At 53.5% G+C, this 18290-nt stretch carries 19 protein-coding genes; 5 read left to right on the top strand and 14 right to left on the bottom strand.

Annotated elements, in window-relative coordinates; all coding sequences use genetic code 11:
- The first annotated feature begins 19 nt into the window (after positions 1 to 19).
- A complete protein-coding gene (locus tag HV334_RS06900; protein WP_003835080.1) occupies positions 20 to 220 on the top strand; it encodes a YpfN family protein in 201 nt (66 codons plus the stop codon).
- A 48-nt stretch (positions 221 to 268) separates the two neighbouring features.
- Here the strand turns inward: HV334_RS06900 and ypfH are convergent, their stop codons facing one another.
- The 6 genes from ypfH to dapA form a co-directional block, all read right to left on the bottom strand.
- Entirely contained in the window at positions 269 to 967 is a 699-nt protein-coding gene (gene ypfH / locus HV334_RS06895; protein ID WP_016157110.1) for an esterase, read from the bottom strand.
- 73 nt (positions 968 to 1040) lie between these two features.
- Positions 1041 to 3056 carry a GNAT family N-acetyltransferase gene (locus tag HV334_RS06890; RefSeq protein WP_181221327.1) on the bottom strand — a complete coding sequence of 672 codons (2016 nt, stop codon included), beginning with the start codon at positions 3054 to 3056 and terminating at the stop codon, positions 1041 to 1043.
- Positions 3057 to 3071: 15 nt separating this feature from the next.
- Positions 3072 to 3938 carry a neutral zinc metallopeptidase gene (locus HV334_RS06885; protein WP_016153970.1) on the bottom strand — a complete coding sequence of 289 codons (867 nt, stop codon included), beginning with the start codon at positions 3936 to 3938 and terminating at the stop codon, positions 3072 to 3074.
- Between the two features lie 128 nt (positions 3939 to 4066).
- The gene (purC, locus tag HV334_RS06880; protein WP_181221326.1) at positions 4067 to 4780 is read right to left on the bottom strand and encodes a phosphoribosylaminoimidazolesuccinocarboxamide synthase; all 714 of its coding nucleotides are present in this window, start codon (positions 4778 to 4780) and stop codon (positions 4067 to 4069) included.
- A gap of 111 nt (positions 4781 to 4891) precedes the next feature.
- A complete protein-coding gene (bamC, locus tag HV334_RS06875; protein WP_016153971.1) occupies positions 4892 to 5926 on the bottom strand; it encodes an outer membrane protein assembly factor BamC in 1035 nt (344 codons plus the stop codon).
- A gap of 16 nt (positions 5927 to 5942) precedes the next feature.
- Positions 5943 to 6821, bottom strand: coding sequence for a 4-hydroxy-tetrahydrodipicolinate synthase (gene dapA, locus HV334_RS06870; protein ID WP_016153972.1), 879 nt, complete (start codon positions 6819 to 6821; stop codon positions 5943 to 5945).
- A gap of 145 nt (positions 6822 to 6966) precedes the next feature.
- Here dapA and HV334_RS06865 point away from each other — a divergent pair, with 145 nt between their 5' ends.
- Both HV334_RS06865 and bcp read left to right on the top strand, forming a co-directional pair.
- Positions 6967 to 7539 (top strand): glycine cleavage system transcriptional repressor, encoded by a 573-nt coding sequence (locus HV334_RS06865; RefSeq protein ID WP_019077363.1) that lies wholly within the window; start codon positions 6967 to 6969, stop codon positions 7537 to 7539.
- The gene (bcp, locus tag HV334_RS06860; RefSeq protein ID WP_003835095.1) at positions 7539 to 8009 is read left to right on the top strand and encodes a thioredoxin-dependent thiol peroxidase; all 471 of its coding nucleotides are present in this window, start codon (positions 7539 to 7541) and stop codon (positions 8007 to 8009) included. Before HV334_RS06865 ends, bcp begins: the two co-directional genes overlap by 1 nt.
- 115 nt (positions 8010 to 8124) lie before the next feature.
- On the opposite strand, the gene iadA is transcribed toward bcp, so the two are convergent.
- From iadA to HV334_RS06840, 4 genes are all read right to left on the bottom strand, one after another.
- A complete protein-coding gene (gene iadA / locus HV334_RS06855; RefSeq protein WP_181221325.1) occupies positions 8125 to 9288 on the bottom strand; it encodes a beta-aspartyl-peptidase in 1164 nt (387 codons plus the stop codon).
- 11 nt (positions 9289 to 9299) lie between these two features.
- Positions 9300 to 9761: a YjiG family protein gene (locus HV334_RS06850; protein ID WP_003037948.1), complete on the bottom strand. Its 462-nt coding sequence runs from the start codon at positions 9759 to 9761 to the stop codon at positions 9300 to 9302.
- A gap of 1 nt (position 9762) precedes the next feature.
- Positions 9763 to 10422, bottom strand: coding sequence for a nucleoside recognition domain-containing protein (locus HV334_RS06845; RefSeq protein ID WP_016153974.1), 660 nt, complete (start codon positions 10420 to 10422; stop codon positions 9763 to 9765).
- Positions 10423 to 10588: 166 nt separating this feature from the next.
- Positions 10589 to 11653 (bottom strand): AI-2E family transporter, encoded by a 1065-nt coding sequence (locus HV334_RS06840; protein ID WP_016153975.1) that lies wholly within the window; start codon positions 11651 to 11653, stop codon positions 10589 to 10591.
- A gap of 226 nt (positions 11654 to 11879) precedes the next feature.
- On the opposite strand from HV334_RS06840, the gene bepA reads away from it, so the two are divergent.
- Positions 11880 to 13343, top strand: coding sequence for a beta-barrel assembly-enhancing protease (gene bepA / locus HV334_RS06835; protein ID WP_047501595.1), 1464 nt, complete (start codon positions 11880 to 11882; stop codon positions 13341 to 13343).
- A gap of 87 nt (positions 13344 to 13430) precedes the next feature.
- Positions 13431 to 13790: an arsenate reductase (glutaredoxin) gene (gene arsC, locus HV334_RS06830; RefSeq protein WP_181221324.1), complete on the top strand. Its 360-nt coding sequence runs from the start codon at positions 13431 to 13433 to the stop codon at positions 13788 to 13790.
- Between the two features lie 35 nt (positions 13791 to 13825).
- Here the strand turns inward: arsC and HV334_RS06825 are convergent, their stop codons facing one another.
- From HV334_RS06825 to HV334_RS06810, 4 genes are all read right to left on the bottom strand, one after another.
- Positions 13826 to 14527: a DnaA inactivator Hda gene (locus HV334_RS06825; RefSeq protein ID WP_200049399.1), complete on the bottom strand. Its 702-nt coding sequence runs from the start codon at positions 14525 to 14527 to the stop codon at positions 13826 to 13828.
- 95 nt (positions 14528 to 14622) lie between these two features.
- Complete coding sequence (uraA, locus tag HV334_RS06820) at positions 14623 to 15912, bottom strand: uracil permease (RefSeq protein ID WP_181221323.1); 1290 nt, start codon at positions 15910 to 15912, stop codon at positions 14623 to 14625.
- 95 nt (positions 15913 to 16007) lie between these two features.
- Entirely contained in the window at positions 16008 to 16634 is a 627-nt protein-coding gene (gene upp / locus HV334_RS06815; RefSeq protein ID WP_181221322.1) for a uracil phosphoribosyltransferase, read from the bottom strand.
- Positions 16635 to 16817: 183 nt separating this feature from the next.
- Positions 16818 to 18248 carry a 6-phospho-beta-glucosidase gene (locus HV334_RS06810; protein WP_181221321.1) on the bottom strand — a complete coding sequence of 477 codons (1431 nt, stop codon included), beginning with the start codon at positions 18246 to 18248 and terminating at the stop codon, positions 16818 to 16820.
- Between the last annotated feature and the right edge of the window lie 42 nt (positions 18249 to 18290).

The following is an 18290-nucleotide window of genomic DNA, read 5'->3' as shown; positions in this document are numbered from 1 at the left end:
CCTGTAAGAGGAAATGAGCATGGACTGGCTGGCAAAATACTGGTGGATTCTAGTGTTGGTGTTTCTGGTAGGCGTATTGCTGAACGTGATTAAAGATCTCAAGCGCGTCGACCACAAGAAATTTCTTGCCAATAAGCCGGAGCTTCCCCCGCATCGTGATTTTAACGATAAGTGGGATGACGACGACGATTGGCCAAACAAGGATCAACCGAAGAAATAAGCCAACGTAGGCCGAATGGCGGTTTCACATCGCCATCCGGCCTGCGGGTTAAATCATCTCAATCACATCATCATCGTGAGGCTTACCACCGCTCAGCGCTTCATCAAAGTAATGCTTCGGTACGGTAAAACGCAGGTGGTCGAGCGCAAACTGCATACTGCGTTCATCAATGGCGTGCCCCAGATTTTCGACGATATCCAGCGTCACATCCCCACCGGCGCGTATTAACGCCTCCTGCGCGGCAACGGCATGAGATAATTCAATCACCCGGTCTTCACCGCCGTGAATCAAATGCACCGTCGTCGCGGTGGTTGCAACCTCCGGCAACGTGGCATAGCGACCATTAAAGGCGATGACCCGCGACGCCAGCCCAGGCTCGGCTTTAATACTCTCAAGCGACATAATCGAGCCCTGAGAAAAACCAATCAGCGCGGTCGCCTGAGGCGAAACGCCGCTTTGCTTCTGCCAGTAGCGAACGGTTTCGATAAAGACCGGCATAATCGCGTCAATACGCGCCTGGCGGTTCTCTTCCGTTATCCCCTGTACCGAAAACCACTGACGCCCGGAAGTCGTACCATAAGGCTCTGCCCCGCCAATGCTGACGATTAGCGCATCCGGAAACAGCGGCGCAAACCAGGAGCCAATTTCGCCCATGGCAACCGGGTTATCGCCGACGCCATGAAACAGCAACAAGAGCTGTTGAGCGGGTTTATCGGGACTTTGAACAACAAAATGGTCATGTTTCATGGCGATCTCCTTAACTGATGAGAATCATTCTACGCCGCTTAACCGCAATGACCATGCCAGGAAATTGAAGAAGTTAGTGAAAAAATTGCCATTGCATAATGCGATTATGTAGCCGTTGTTCACGCTCAGCATCCAGCTGTTTTAAGGCCTGCGCCGCCTCGGCGCGCTGAACTGCTAACAGCGCTTTGCGACCCGATATCTTCAGCTGTTGGCACAATTCGGCATCGCTGCGTTGAGCCTGTATACGCCCGCGCAATGCTGGAAGAGGCAACTCGCTGCGCTCAAGCAAACGACTCAGACAACCTAATGATGTCAGTAATGGTCGATGCGCGAAGGCAAACCCAGCCAGCTCACCCCAGTCATCCTCATTAAGCGTAGTCTCTTTCAGTGGTACCAGCGGAAGGCGCTCTGCGTTCCACTGCGCAAGAATCTCCGCATCCCGTCGCAGGCGCTGGTGCGCCCGCCAGGCAAGGCGTTTTCCCGCTTCGCTGATGGGCAGCACCGCCATAGCGGTATAACAGCCGCTGCTGGCTTCCCGATGATTGCCCATCCGTACCAGGACAAAACCGCAACGCTGCCAGAAACGCCATAATTCAGCCGTATAACCAAAGCTGACGGACAGATAGTCGCACTGCGTGCAATAGTGCCGGGCCTGCAGAATCAGCTGTTGCCCAATACCTTCTCTTTGACGTGCGGGATGAACCGCAATTCGACTAACCCGCCGCCCGACGAGCGTCGCTGCCAATGGGTCTCCGCCGTGCGCCGCCAGTGACTGCGCAACCAGATTTCCTCTTGGTCGGCGATATCCGGCCCAGACGGCCTGGCTTAATTCTGCGGATAATCCCCCCTCGTCGACCAGCCAGACAGCACCCGCCACCGAGTCAGCAGCCGAAGCCTGAAGAAAATGCTGACCCGGCGCGTCCATCATTCGCCGCAGATCCAGTGGCGAGGTGCGATAATGCGCACCGGAAAGTAGCTGATATACCGCTAACGGCAGCGCCGGGTTTGTCTGCCATGAGAGTTGATCAAATGCCGAGAAGTTAAGCTCCCCCAAGGGGGCATGCGCAAAGGTTTCGTCGTCAAACACCAGCGCATCGCTGACGATTTTCTCCAGCGGACATCCCTGCGCCCAGCGCACGGGTTGTTGCAACTCATAGCGTCGAAGATGGGGAAAGTGGGCGCAGAATTTCAGCAAAAAGCCTCTGCCGGTTCCCTCGTAGCCCTGTACGGTGGTGGTTAACAGCGTACGAGGGAAACGCGCAACCAGTTGGTGCAGCAGCGGCGCGGGGATCGCGGCGGCTTCATCCACAACCAGCCAGTCTGCGGTTGCAGAACTGCTTAACAGCGCATCCGGGGCCATAAAGCGGTATCGCTCTGCGGCAAATTGCGCCAGCACATCCGTTGCCGCTTTAGCAGGCGCGGTGACAATCGCGGTCCCGTTGATACGTGCTATCAGTTGCCCTGCCAGAGCCGATTTACCCCGGCCACGTGCGGCTGTGACCGCAGCCACGCCGGGAGGCATATCCAGCAACTGGGTTAAAATCATCGCCTGTTCAGGCTGAGGATCACCGGTTGCCGCGTGCCAGACTACACGAACAGGAAAACGCGGGCTGGAAACTGCGTGATGCTGCTGCCAGTGCAGAGCCTGTCCGTCACGGGAAATCACCCGTTTGACATGTTCAACAAAGTGCGGCGTTGGGATAGGTTCAGCACAGTCGCTCCAGCGCAGTGAATCCACGTCCGGATGCGTGTGCCAGGTATGCCAGGGGGGAGTCAGCAAAACCAGCCAGCTCCCGGCGATCAGCGTTCCGCTTAAGGCGGCAAACGCCGCAGCGTCAAATCCCTGCCCGGCGTCAAAAACCGCATGACGAAACTCGCGGCCTAATAACGTTTGCAGCGCCTGTGGCGTACAGTTTGGCTCAGCAGGGGCGGGGGCGCCCACCCATAACCAGTCGCCGGGTAACGTGTCGCGTAGCGCTAATGCCCGCTCCTGACACCAGTTCCCCTCGCCACTGATAATCAGCAGACGACGGATCCCTTCGTGGGCCATCTGTTCGGTTAACGCGCTCAGCGCCGTATTATCAGACATCCCTGCCTCAGTAGCTTAAATGCCTTTACCAAAAGTATTACATTGTCCCGGATCGCCGCTGTCAAAACCGCGTTTGAACCAGCTAAGCCGCTGCTCAGAAGTGCCGTGGGTAAAGCTGTCCGGCACAACGCGTCCTTGTCCCTGCTGCTGCAGGCGATCGTCGCCAATGGCCTGAGCGGCATTCAGCGCTTCTGCCAGGTCGCCGGACTCCAGCACGCCCTGCTGCTGCATACTGTTGCCCCAGACGCCGGCAAAGCAGTCCGCCTGCAGTTCCATACGTACGGAAAGACGGTTTACCTCAGCCTGTGAGGCATTCTGCTGCATCTGGCGAACTTTCGGTTCAATACCCAGCAGTTTCTGCACGTGGTGGCCCACTTCATGGGCGATAACATAGCCCTGAGCAAAATCACCATCGGCGCCCAGCTTGTTTTTCATGTCATCATAAAATGAGAGGTCGATATACACCGTACCATCCGCCGGGCAGTAAAACGGCCCCATCACCGACTGACCCGCGCCACAGCCGGTACGCGTCGCTCCGCGATACATTACCAGCTTCGGCTGTTGGTAGGTCCGGCCCATTTTTTCAAACTGCTGCCCCCAGGTATCTTCCGTGGTGGCCAGAATCACCGAGGTAAATTTTGCTGCTTCATCATCATTTGGGCTGATGGAGTGTGATGATTGCTGTTGGGAAACTGGCTGGCCGGTCATTAATCCGGTGAGATCCACGCCATAATATCCCGCCACCAGCACCACAATCAGCAGGATGATGCCGCCTTTACCACTGGGCAAACGAAAACCAGGGCCGCCTATAGAAGGGCCGCCACCGGAGCTATTTCGTCTGTCTTCCACATTGTCACTTTCACGACGCCCTTGCCAGCGCATAATCACCTCAACTTTTTATTCATTATGATGATGATCGTAGGCGGTTCGGAACAGGATTACCATAAGAAACAGTAATCAAAATCGGCGGGATTGATGAGCCGGAGAGCGATCGCCGGCTCAGGGGAGGATTAGTCTAACTTCACACCCAGACGATGCGCGACGGCTTCATAGGCTTCGATCAGGCCGCCCAGGCTCTGGCGGAAGCGATCTTTGTCCATTTTATCCAGCGTTTCTTTGTCCCACAGACGGCTACCGTCCGGTGAGAATTCATCGCCCAGGACCACTTCACCTTTATACAAACCAAACTCAAGTTTGAAGTCGACCAGAATCAGACCGGCATCATCAAACATCTTTTTCAGCACGTCGTTGGCTTTGTAGGTCAGCTCTTTCATACGCACCAGATTCTCTTTGCTCACCCAACCAAAAGTTTCGCAATAGGAATCGTTAATCATTGGATCGTGCATAGCATCGTTTTTCAGGAACAGATCAAACAGCGGCGGATTCAGTTCAATACCTTCCTCAACGCCTAAACGCTTAACCAGGGAGCCTGCTGCGCGGTTACGAACCACACATTCAACCGGTACCATCTCCAGTTTTTTCACCAGACATTCAGTATCGGAAAGCAGTCGCTCCATCTGGGTAGGAATGCCCGCTTCTTGCAGTTTAGTCATAATGAAATGGTTGAACTTGTTGTTCACCATGCCTTTACGATCAAACTGTTCAATGCGCGCGCCATCCCCTGCTGACGTATCATTGCGGAATTCGAGCACCAACAGGTCCGGGTTTTCCGTGCTGTATACGGTCTTCGCTTTACCACGATACAACTCAGCTTGCTTTTGCATCTTTATTACTCCTGGGTGTGAATTAACGATAAATATTGCGTTTTTCTGCCGACGCACACGTTTGCGTATCATATCAGAAAAAAAGGGCTGGAGTTATCCAGCCCTTTATTTTTACTTACTGAACGCTGCCTGGAAGACGGCGACCAGCGCGTCGTTCTGGCTTTGCGTCAGGGTATGCCCCTTCGGATCGATAAACTGCAAGCTACTGCGGTTGTCTAAATCACCGACCTGCAGTTTATAGTCGCCGGATACCAGACCCGGATCGCTTGCGCCCAGCTCCTGCCAGTTGCTATCAGACAGTGGTTTGTAGGTCACGGCGATGCTGCCCTGAGAACGGGTGCTGTCGGTCACTTTCATCCCTACTTTCTCAAGCGCTGCCGGCAGACGCTGCCATACCACGTTGAACGGTCCACGTACCACCAGCATCGGTAAACCGGTGTCATCGGCAGCACTTTGAACATCCATGGTGGCGGCAGAGCGGTTCTGCGCGGCATTCGCGGCATCAGTGGCGTTCTTATCCAGACCTGCGGAGATAACGTTCATCATCTCAGCGCTGTAACGCTGCATTGATGCTGGATCAGCTACGGGTTTACCCGCCTGCTCGAGGTTAATCAGTTTCACCGTTACCGCTTGCTGATAGCCCTGCGGTTTAACCGAGATTTGATAACGTCCACGGTACTGCTCGTCTTCATCCAGACGGTTCCAGTTAACCCAGTCGGTGGTCAACGTCTGGCTGGCATCATCACGTTTGGTGATCGTGTAGTTTTTAGACTGAATGACGCTAACGACCTGTGGCCACAGCGTGTTGCCACGACCATTTTCCACCAGCAATGTCGACGTATCACCCGCGATCTGAGTGCGAGCACCGGTGACTAATGCTAACGGCTGAGCCGGCGGGCGAATGTCCAGCGCTTTACCAACGGCACCGCTGCCGTTGGTGACCGGGATATTATAGTCACCCGACATAACCGGCAGAATCATCCCAGCTGGAGCATGAAGCTCAGCAAGCGGTGCGGCCTCCAGATAGGATTCATCACCGCTCACCTGGCGCTTATAACGCGAGTCAGAACTACAGGCCGCGAGCAACATAACAAGCGAAACACCCGCAACCTTGGCCAGGCGCGACTTTTGTACTGAGTAAGCCATCAAATCTCCCTAAACTTTACAGCAAACCGGCATGCTTAAGCGCCGCTTTGACGATTTCACGAGCATTATCCGTGATTGGCGTCATCGGCAGACGTAGCGTATCGGTCGCCACAAGTCCCAACTCCTTACACGCCCATTTCACTGGGATAGGATTGGGTTCGACAAATAGTTTGTTGTGTAACGGCATCAGACGCTGGTTAATCACCCGCGCCTCGGCAAAGTTCCCGGCTGCCGCCAGTTTGCACATTTCGGCCATATCGCGTGCCGCAACGTTAGACGTCACGGAAATCACACCATGACCACCGAGCTGCATAAAATCCAGTCCGGTCGCGTCATCACCGCTGAGCAGAATAAAGTCGTCTGAAACCAGCTCTTTGATCTGGTGAACGCGACTTAAGTTCCCCGTGGCCTCTTTAATAGCGATAATATTTTTTACTTTCGCCAGGCGACCAACGGTTTCCGGCAACATATCGCAGCCGGTACGGGACGGTACATTATACAGAATTTGCGGCAGGTCAGTATGTTCAGCGATGGCTTTGAAATGCTGGAACAAACCTTCCTGGGTTGGGCGGTTGTAGTAAGGCGTCACCGTCAGGCAGCCGACAACACCACTGTCGTTGAAACGCTGCGTCAGACTAATGGCTTCCGCGGTCGCATTAGCGCCGGTTCCGGCAATCACCGGAATACGCCCGTCGGCCAGCTCCAGGGTCATCATCACCACATCGCCATGCTCATCATGACTCAGGGTGGCAGACTCACCGGTGGTGCCAACCGAAACGATCGCCGAGGTGCCGCTGGCGACATGATAATCAATCAGTTTTTTCAGGCTCGACCGGCAGACTTTACCTTTCTCATCCATCGGCGTAACAAGCGCGACAATACTTCCCGTGAACATGGGCCATCCTCTGTGCAAACAAGTGTCTCAATGGTACGTTTGGTACGACAATAAAAGCAAGCGACCAGAGCCGTTCTGATTGTTGTATGCATGTTTTTTTTATGCTTTCCTTATGATTACCTCACCGCTCAAAGGAAGAACAGGTTTGACATCGTCATCGCAACACTATCTGGTCATTACTGCGCTGGGTGCTGACCGCCCGGGAATTGTGAACACCATCACACGTCATGTCAGCAGTTGCGGCTGTAATATCGAAGACAGCCGACTGGCCATGCTGGGTGACGAGTTCACGTTTATCATGTTGCTGTCGGGCACCTGGAATGCCATTACCCTAATTGAATCAACCTTGCCGTTGAAAGGTGCAGAGCTGGATTTACTGATTGTGATGAAGCGCACGACCGCACGCCCCCGTCCGGCGATGCCCGCTACGGTATGGGTGCAGGTCGATGTTCCTGATTCTCCGCATTTGATTGAACGCTTTACCGCCCTGTTTGACAGCCACCAAATGAATATTGCGGAACTGGTTTCACGCACGCAACCGGCTGAGAACGAAAAGGCGGCACAGCTGTTTATTCAAATTACCGCACATAGTCCTGCGTCACATGATTCGGCAAATATTGAAGATGCGTTTAAAGCACTCTGTACAGAACTCAATGCGCAAGGCAGTATTAACGTCGTCAATTACTCACAGCATGATGAACAGGATGGAGTTAAGTAATGAACCCACTGAAAGCCGGTGATATCGCACCGAAATTTAGCTTGCCGGATCAAGACGGAGAACAAGTAAATTTAACCGACTTCCAGGGACAGCGTGTTCTGGTTTATTTTTACCCGAAAGCCATGACACCCGGCTGTACCGTACAGGCCTGCGGCCTGCGCGATAACATGGATGAGTTAAAAAAAGCAGGTGTTGAAGTGCTGGGAATCAGCACCGATAAACCAGAGAAGCTTTCCCGATTCGCGGAGAAAGAAGTCCTTAACTTCACGCTCCTGTCCGACGAAGATCACCAGGTTTGCGAGCAGTTCGGCGTCTGGGGTGAGAAGTCATTTATGGGCAAAACCTATGATGGCATCCACCGTATCAGCTTCCTGATTGATGCTGAAGGGAAAATTGAGCATGTGTTTGATGACTTCAAAACCAGCAACCACCACGACGTAGTAATGAACTGGCTGAAAGAGAACGCCTGATTTACATTTTGCCGGATAGCGCCTGATGGTGACGCCACGCGTCTTATCAGGCCACCATCCGCATAACTCCGTAGCCGGATAAGGCGTTTACGCCGCCATCCGGCATCAACGTCGTTTATTCAAACGTCCCTTTTACACAGGCTTTTTTCTCTCTGACGACGGCTTTGCCCTTCGCCCACAGATGATGAACTTCAAGCGCATCATTGAGCACCAAAATGTCGGCATCGCATCCTACCGCCAGACGCCCTTTATGTTCCAGTCCCAAAAATTCTGCGACCGTTCGCGTCAGCGGACACAGCGCCAGTTCCAGCGGTATGGCATGAACCTTCACCAACTGGCGCACTGTTTCAGCCAGTGATTCAAAGCCTGCGACACCGATGCCGGTAAGATTACCGTAGTCATCAAATTCCGGCTGGCTACCGTTGCCGTCTGAACTCAAGGTAATACGCGACAGCGGCACGTTCTGGCGTAGCGCCGTGGCGATAGCCGTGGCCGGGTCGACGGGTTCATCAATGCTGCTGGTAATGTCGATATAACCGCCTTTGCGGGCATACTCCAGCGCCGACTGAAACAGCAGTTCCGCACGATTGACGTGTGTGGGCAGCAGCTTGGTAATCGGTACATCGCAACTGTCGAGGATCTGGTACAACGGCTCCAGCATGCGCGGGCTGTCGCCCATATGGAAGACGCTAATCCCCGGCTTGCGCCCTAACAATCCGCCAACGCGCGACTGCGCCGCCATGTTTGCCAGCGCCGAGGTGTCCGGGGCTGAAGAACGATGGTCCGAAACAGCACATTTCACGCCAATGATTTTATCGATCAGCGCCACATCGCGATCGATACTGCCGGTGATGGTCGGAGAAGGCAGAGAATACGCCCCGGTCAGCATCCATGCGCTGATGCCTTCAAATTCCAGCGCGCGGGTTTTCGCCAGCAGCGATTCAGGGTGACGGGTAATACCATCTGTCCCCAGCAATCCCACCACCGAGGTGACGCCAGCTTCAACCAGCCGCGACAAGCGCACTTCCGGCGTGCGGGTGTGCGGCCCCGCTTCTCCGCCGCCGCCAATCAGATGGACGTGTTGATCGATAAATCCTGGGCACACAATCGCACCGTCAAGATTGATACACTCGCAGCCAGGAAAATCGTCAGGGGAAATCGACGGCGCGATGGCAACAATTTTGCTGCCAGATACCAGTATATCCTGGCGTCCTAAATCTTCCGGCGCGTACACGTGTCCCTGCAGGAACAACGTCAAATTAAGAATGGAACAGTTCATAACCTTCCTTGTCAGGCAATAACCTGCATAACCCAAATAGAGAGCAGCGCATTAATTACGCATACCGCAATAATAAGCGGGTAATAACGGGGATGGACCCCCGCGGTACCCAGACAGCGTCCCACATTTTGCACCGGATTGCCCATCAGGTAGATAGCCGGTAACAGCACCGTAGCATCATGTCCCGAAAGCGTACCGGCGACAACCAGGCTGGCGCAAACACCGACGCCGCCTCCCATACTCATCACTGCCGCCAGCAGTACGGTAGCAGATTCCCCCGGCAGTCCCCACAGCGCCATTACCGGCTCACATACCCGCCCGACAATCTCAAGCAGTCCCGTCACCTTCAGCGCCTGAATAATCACAAACGCCATTACCACGTTAGGCAACAGGCTGGTTGTTGCAATAGTGAATCCGCGCCGTGCGCCATCGATAAACATATCCATGACGTTTTTACGTACTTGCGTTGTCATCTCACGCCTCCTGCTGCGTACGGCGATTTTCCAACTGCGCAATCCACAAACGCAGCAGGTTCGCACCCACAAATTTGAAGACAAGGATCACCGCCAGCGGCGTAATCACCGGAACGGTAACCATCGTAAACAGCGCGGCACCCGAGGAAAAATAGTTGGTAATACACGCACTGCCGCTGGTTTGCCAGCAGGCAAAAATGGCACGTTCCTGTTCAGTGATAATGCCCTCTTCCGCCATTTCTTTAGTCATCCCTGCCGCAGCATCGGTATTTTGCAAATTCGCAATCAGCGCCAGCGAACAAATACCCGGAATACCGAGTAACGGGCGCAGGACTGGCGTCATCAGTTGCTGTGCCGCACGCAACCCTCCCAGCCCTTCGGTGACGGAAATTATCCCGAGTGAAAGAATGACGGAAGGCGCCAGCTCAAGCGCGAATAAGAAGCCGTCTTTTGCGCCCATACCGCCCGTGCCGCGAAAAGAGACCGCCGTGTCCCCCGCCGCATTAATCTGCCCAAACGCACCGTTGAGAACGGTGAAATCAAAGACTCGCCACCATTCGGTACTTTTCGCAAACATGCCGGAAAAAAGAATAATCGTAATAAAAAAAGCGAGATAACCGCCCCATCCCACCTTCTGCTGCGTGTGTGTGTTGTGACCCATTTTGTTCTCCTGTTGGCCTTATTCCTTGCGTGACTTAAAGACATCACGCGGGTCAAGTTAAAGACAAACGCAGAGAAAAACGACATCAGAGGAGATTATTCAGAATGTGTGGATAGAGGTCAGACAAGTTCGGCTCCGGCGACATTGCATCGCCGGAGCAAACAGATTAGGGTTCATCAACGACCTGACCATCCGGCCAGGCATGCATTACCGCTTTGATTAACGTCGCCAGAGGAATCGCAAAGAATACGCCCCAGAATCCCCACAGGCCGCCGAATATCACTACTGAGAGAATAATCACCAGCGGATGCAGATTTACCGCCTCGGAGAACAGCACCGGCACCAGCAAATTACCGTCCAGCGCCTGGATTATCAGGTATACGGCAAAACAGCTCCAGAACTCGGTGCCAAGCCCGAACTGGAACAATGCCACACCGACCACCGGAATAGTGACCACGAAAGCGCCGATATACGGGATCAGCACGGAGAAGCCTACCAGCACCGCAAGCAGCAGCGAATAGTTGAGGCCAAACAGCAGGAAGCCGAGCCAGGTCGCCACGCCGACCACCACCATTTCCAGCACCTTGCCGCGGATATAGTTGGTGATTTGCTGGTTCATCTCTTTCCACACCTGCCCCGCCAGTCCGCGATTACGCGGCAGCACCCGACGCACAGCGTTCAGCATTTGTCCTTTATCTTTGATCAGGAAGAACACCATCAACGGGACGAGAATCAGATACACCGCCAGCGTCAGCAATCCGACCAGTGAAGCCAGCGAATATTTCACCACCGAATCGCCCATGGTGAGCATTCGCGAGCGCATATTCTCCGCCATCGCATCAATAATGCCCGCATCCATCAGCGCCGGATAACGCCGCGGTAAGGTGGCGGCAAAATCAGACAATTTATTGAGCATGCCGGGCATATCGCGGATCAGGTAGATCCCCTGTTGCCATGCAACGGGCATTACCACAAACGCCATCAGCAGCAAAATACCGACAAACACCACCAACACAATCGATGTCGCCCAACGCCGTGAACAACCAATATGTTCCAGCCGTACTGTCGGCCATTCGAGCAGGTACGCCAGCACAATGGCGACCAGCAGCGGCGCCAAAAGACCGCTAAAAAAGAACAGGATGCCAAAACCGGCAACCAGAATAATCAGCAAGGCGATGGCTTCGGGGTCGCTAAAGCGGCGGCGATACCATTGCATCAACATTTCGAGCATAAAACCCTTCCATGAATCCAATAGCGGGATTGCGATCCCGAATTGTATCGAAATGTCACAAAAAAGACTTCGCTTTTTATAGCGGATTACGCAAAGTGAAAAGACATTTTTCCTGGGTGTTCATCGTCAGGTTTCGCAGTTACACTCCCTAAGCTTGCGGAGTGTGAACGATACTTCACGGCATTGGTCAAATGGCTATCTCAAAAAAGAATACAGGACAGAGGTTATGTTCAGGCAGTTGAAAAAAAACCTGGTTGCTACCCTCATTGCTGCACTGACCATCGGTCAGGTTGCGCCCGCATTTGCAGAAACCGCGGACACCCTGCCTGATATGGGAACCTCGGCAGGGAGTACGCTTTCCATAGGACAGGAAATGCAGATGGGCGATTATTATGTTCGCCAGCTGCGCGGCAGTGCGCCATTAATTAACGATCCGTTGCTGACGCAATACATTAATGCGCTGGGGATGCGTCTGGTCTCGCACGCCGACTCGGTAAAAACGCCCTTCACCTTCTTTTTGATTAACAACGATGAAATCAACGCCTTTGCTTTCTTTGGCGGCAACGTTGTTTTGCACTCCGCACTGTTCCGCTATTCCGATAACGAAAGCCAACTGGCATCGGTTATGGCGCACGAAATTTCCCACGTTACGCAGCGTCACCTGGCGCGCGCAATGGAAGACCAGAAACGCAGCGCGCCGCTAACGTGGGTGGGTGCGTTAGGGTCAATTTTATTGGCGATGGCCAGTCCGCAAGCAGGTATGGCGGCGCTGACCGGTACGCTGGCGGGTACACGCCAGGGGATGATTAGCTTTACGCAGCAAAACGAACAGGAAGCAGACCGCATCGGTATTCAGGTACTGCAACGCTCGGGATTCGATCCCCAGGCCATGCCGACATTTCTGGAAAAATTGCTCGATCAGGCCCGTTACTCTTCGCGTCCACCAGAAATTTTGCTGACTCACCCCCTGCCAGAAAGCCGTCTGTCGGATGCCCGTAACCGCGCCAACCAAATGCGTCCGGCTGTCGTCCAGTCTTCAGAAGATTTTTATCTGGCCAAAGCACGCACCTTAGGCATGTACAACTCTGGTCGCAACCAGCTGACCGATGACCTGCTGAGTAACTGGTCGAAAGGCAACATACGTGAGCAACGTGCGGCGCAGTATGGCCGGGCATTGCAGGCAATGGAGGCCAGTAAATATGACGAGGCACGTAAAGCACTGCAACCGCTGCTGGCGGCAGATGCTAACAATGCCTGGTATCTCGACCTGGCAACGGATATCGATCTCGGCCAGAAGAAAACCAGCGATGCCATTAATCGGTTGAAAAACGCCCGCGACCTGCGCACCAACCCGGTACTGCAGCTCAACCTGGCAAATGCGTATTTACAGGCCGGGCAAGCCAAAGAGGCGGCGACCATCCTGAATCGCTATACGTTTAACCATAAGAACGACCCTAACGGCTGGGATCTGTTAGCGCAAACGGAAGCCAACCTGAACAACCGCGATCAGGAACTGGCGGCCCGCGCGGAAGGGTATGCCCTCGCAGGACGTCTGGATCAGGCGATTTCGATGCTCAGCAGCGCAAGCTCACAGGTCAAGCTGGGTAGCCAGCAGCAGGCCAGATACGATGCCCGTATCGACCAGCTACGCCAACTGCAAGAGCGCTTTAAACCGTATACGAAAATGTAATTATCGAACCCTTGCCGGATGGCGATATGTAGGCCAGATAAGGTCTTTTGGTCGCCATCCGGCAGGATTGTTATGCAAGGAGAAGTCATGTCAGACGCGATTAAAATCTACCATAACCCACGCTGCTCCAAGAGCCGTGAAACGCTGGAGTTACTGAAGTCTAACGGTGTGGACCCGGAAGTGGTGTTGTATCTGGAAACCCCGGCTGACGCCACAACCCTGCGTGAATTGTTGCAGATGCTGGGCATGTCCAGCGCGCGCGAGCTGATGCGCCAGAAAGAAGATCTCTATAAGTCACTTAATCTGGCGGACGTAAATCTGAGTGAAGATGCGCTGATTCAGGCAATGGTGGAAAACCCGAAATTGATGGAGCGCCCGATTGTGGTTGCCAAAGGCCAGGCGAGAATTGGACGCCCGCTGGAGCAGGTACTGGAAATCATCGGTTAACCTGAAACCTGCCGCAGTCTCTTCGGCTGCGGCGCTTACAGCTTCAGTATCTCTTTTACGAATGGAATGGTCAGCTTACGCTGGGCGGTGATCGATGCATGATCAAGCTGATCCAACGTCATAAACAGCGTACGCATTTCTCGATCCAGACGCTTGAGCAGGAAGCGTCCCACATCTTCCGGCAGTTCAAACCCACGAAGTCTGGCGCGTAATTGCAACGCCTGCAGCTTATCTTCATCGGAAAGCGGCTGCAGCTTGTAGATTTGTCCCCAGTCCAGGCGCGAGGCGAGATCCGGCAACCCCAGATTCAACTGTCTTGGCGGGCGATCGCCTGTGATCAGCAGACGCGTTTTCCCCGACTCCAGGATGCGGTTGTAGAGATCAAAGATCGCCATTTCCCACAGCGAATCCCCGGCCACACATTCGATGTTATCGATGCATACCAGCGATAAATGCTCCATACCGTCGAGCACCTCGGGGACGAACCAGGTACGCTTGTCGAGCGGCACATAGCCTACCGCATCGCCGCGCGCGGACAGTTCCGCACAAGCTGCATGCAGCAAATGACTACGGCCAGCGCCTTCACGCGACCAGAGATAAATATACCCGCTATGGTCCTGACGCAGCACGTTTTGCAGTGCAGCCAGTAAAGAGGAGTTATCCCCCGGCCAGAAACTTGCGAAAGTTTCGTCGTCAGGAAGATAAAGTGGCAAAGAGAGCTGTGCCGGTGTGTTCAGAGATACCTCAACCCAGGATTTCATAAAATCGCGTTGAGTTTAACACAGAAATACGTCGTGATAGAACCGGGCAGCATCGCCACCCGGTAAGAGATTTACTGTTGCGGATTGTCGGCATCTTCCGCGTCAAGCACGACTTCTTCCGGACGCAGCAGGCTGATAACTTTGAAAATCAGGCTCAGACAAACGCCAACAATGGTCGCCAGCGCCATGCCTTTCAGCTCAGCGGCGCCAATGTGAACTTTCGCACCACTCACGCCGATGATCAAAATAACCGAGGTCAGGATCAGGTTTTGCGCTTTGTTGTAGTCAACTTTTGACTCGATCAGTACGCGAATACCAGAAGCACCAATCACGCCGTACAGCAGCAGCGATACGCCACCCATGACCGGCAGTGGAATGATTTGGATCGCCGCAGCCAGTTTGCCCACACAGGAGAGCAGAATGGCAAAAATTGCCGCGCCGCCGATAACCCAGGTACTGTAAACACGGGTAATCGCCATTACGCCAATGTTTTCGCCGTATGTGGTGTTCGGCGTAGAGCCGAAGAAACCAGAGATAACCGTAGACAGGCCGTTGGCAAACATAGAACGATGCAGGCCAGGATCGCGAATCAAATCTTTTTTCACGATATTCGCCGTTACCACCAGGTGTCCAACGTGTTCAGCGATGACCACCAGCGCCGCCGGCAGGATGGTCAGAATGGCAACCCATTCAAAGCGCGGCGTGTAGAACGTTGGCAGAGCAAACCAGTGGGCCTGCGCAATCGGCGTGGTGTCCACGACCCCCATCACGAAGGAGAGCGCGTAGCCGGCCAGCACCCCAATCAGAATCGGGATAATCGCCATAAAACCGCGGAACAGTACAGAGCCAAATACCGTCACCGCCAGCGTCACCATTGAGATGATGATGGTTTTTGAATCCGGTAATTGTCCCTCTGCTGGCAGTAACCCCGCCATGCCCGCAGCGACGCCAGCCAGCTCCAGACCGATGACGGCAACGATTGCGCCCATCGCCGCAGGAGGGAACATGACATCCAGCCAGCCGGTTCCTGCTTTCTTAACGATGAAAGAAACCAGGCAGAACAGAACGCCGCACATAATGAAACCACCCAGCGCCACTTCATACCCTAACGGCAGCAACAGCAGTACCGGGGAAATAAATGCGAAGCTGGAACCCAGATACGCAGGAATTTTACCTTTACAGATAAAGAGATACAGCAACGTACCAATGCCGTTAAACAGCAGAACGGTAGCCGGGTTGATGTGGAACAGGACTGGCACCAGTACCGTTGCGCCAAACATGGCGAACAGGTGCTGCAAACTAAGCGGGATTGTCTGTAAAAGCGGCGGTCTTTCACTCACCCCGATAGCACGGCGCGTCATAGTGTTTTCCTCTGAGTGTTGTTTGTTATTAGCCTTGGGTTGTTATATTCAAAAAAAAGCCGACTCTTAAAGTCGGCTTCTTTTCACTTATTCGTTTACTTGGTACCAAAAATCTTATCGCCGGCATCGCCGAGCCCCGGAATAATGTATCCGTGCTCGTTCAACCCCTGATCGATGGAGGCCGTGTACAGCTCAACATCCGGGTGCGCTCTTTCCAGTGCCGCGATACCTTCCGGTGCCGCAACCAGGACCAGCACTTTAATGCTGGTGCAGCCTGCATTTTTCAGCAGGTCGATGGTGGCGATAACGGAACCGCCGGTTGCCAGCATCGGGTCAACGATCAGCGCCATACGCTCATCGATGTTAGATACCAGCTTCTGGAAGTACGGAACCGGCTCCAGCGTTTCTTCGTTACGGTACATACCAACTACGCTGATACGCGCGCTCGGAACGTTTTCCAGTACGCCTTCCATCATGCCCAGGCCCGCACGCAGGATTGGCACAACGGTGATTTTTTTACCTTTGATTTGGTCAACTTCAACCGGACCGTTCCAGCCTTCAATGGTCACCTTTTCGGTTTCCAGACCAGCGGTTGCTTCATAAGTCAGCAGGCTGCCAACTTCCGAGGCGAGTTCACGAAAGCGTTTAGTGCTGATGTCGTTTTCACGCATCAGTCCCAGCTTGTGTTTGACGAGTGGGTGTTTGACTTCCACGATCTTCATACTCTTCTCCTTTCCTCAGACGAGTGGCAACCACAAAAAAAATCGCCGGATTATACCGCTTTTCGTCTCTGGCGCAACACTGGATACGCTTGATATGGATCAACCAAAGTCGTTTGCGTCTGGATGATGAGTATAAAACAAGCCCCGCATTATTGGCGGGGCTGGCTGTCAATACTATGAATTTTATAGATATTCAGCATTGGTCTGGATAACGTTTTGATACCATGAAAAAGATTTCTTCGGCGAGCGTGCTAACGTTCCGCTTCCGTCATTATTTTTATCAACATAGATAAAGCCGTAGCGTTTTTTCATCTCCCCCGTCCCGGCCGAGACTAAATCAATACAGCCCCACGGGGTATAACCCATCAGGTCCACGCCATCTTCCACTACCGCTTTTTTCATTTCGCTGATATGTGCGGCCATATAGTCAATACGATAGGAATCATCCACCGATCCGTCGGCCTGCTGCACGTCAATCGCACCAAAGCCGTTTTCGACGATAAACAGCGGCAGTTGGTAATGATCCCAGAACCAGTTCAGCGAATAGCGCAGACCGACGGGATCAATCTGCCAGCCCCAGTCCGATTTATGCACGTACGGGTTGGAAACCAGACTTTTCGACTCGTCGTAGTCCAGCTGTGGGTTGTCTGCCGTGGCCTGCGTTGCGAAAGACATATAGTAGCTAAAGCCGATGTAATCGACACAACCCTCAGTCAGCGCCTGACGGTCTTCCTTAGTGATATCAAGATCAAAGCCACGCCGGGCAAAGTAGTTGAGAAGATGCCGTGGGTATTTGCCGCGCACATGGACATCGGTAAACCAGTAACGCCGGTGCATGGCGTTCATCGCCATCATCATATCGTCCGGCGCGCAGGTCAGTGGATAGATAGGACACATGGCAATCATGCACCCTATCTGCAATGCCGGGTTAATCTCACGCGCAGCCTTTACCGCCAGTGCGCTTGCCACCAGTTCATAGTGCGCCGCCTGGTACATAACCGGCTCGCGGTCTTCACCGGGCTGATATTTCAGGCCAGAGTTAGTAAAAGGCGCGAAGTCTTCGTGATAATTTGCCTGGTTGTTAATTTCATTAAACGTCATCCAGTACTTCACTTTGTGCTGGTAACGGGTAAAAACCACTGCGGCAAAACGGACAAAGAAATCGATAAGCTTACGGTTACGCCAGCCGCCATATTGCGTCACCAGATGGTATGGCATCTCGAAATGCGACAACGTAATCACCGGTTCAATGCCATATTTCAGGCATTCGTCAAACAGGTCATCATAGAACTGCAGGCCAGCCTCATTGGGTTGCGCTTCGTCGCCTAAGGGGAAAATACGCGTCCAGGCAATCGAAGTACGAAAACATTTAAACCCCATTTCGGCAAACAGCTTAATGTCGTCTTTATAGCGGTGATAAAAATCGATGGCGTCGTGGTTAGGGTAGTTTTTACCGGCAATCACACCGTCAGTGATTTCACGCGCCACGCCATGCGCCCCCGCCGTCATGACATCGGCAACGCTAATTCCTTTTCCACCTTCCTGCCAGCCACCTTCCAGTTGATGAGCGGCTACGGCACCACCCCACATGAAATCTGCTTTAAATCCTGACATACCCTTCCCCTCTCGTGATTACTCTGTGCAAAACGCTGTTGA

Origin of the sequence: Citrobacter sp. RHBSTW-00944, from assembly GCF_013615435.1 — a bacterium.
In the GTDB taxonomy this organism is placed as follows: Bacteria; Pseudomonadota; Gammaproteobacteria; order Enterobacterales; family Enterobacteriaceae; genus Citrobacter; species Citrobacter braakii.
This window is presented reverse-complemented; position numbering and strand designations above follow the sequence as displayed.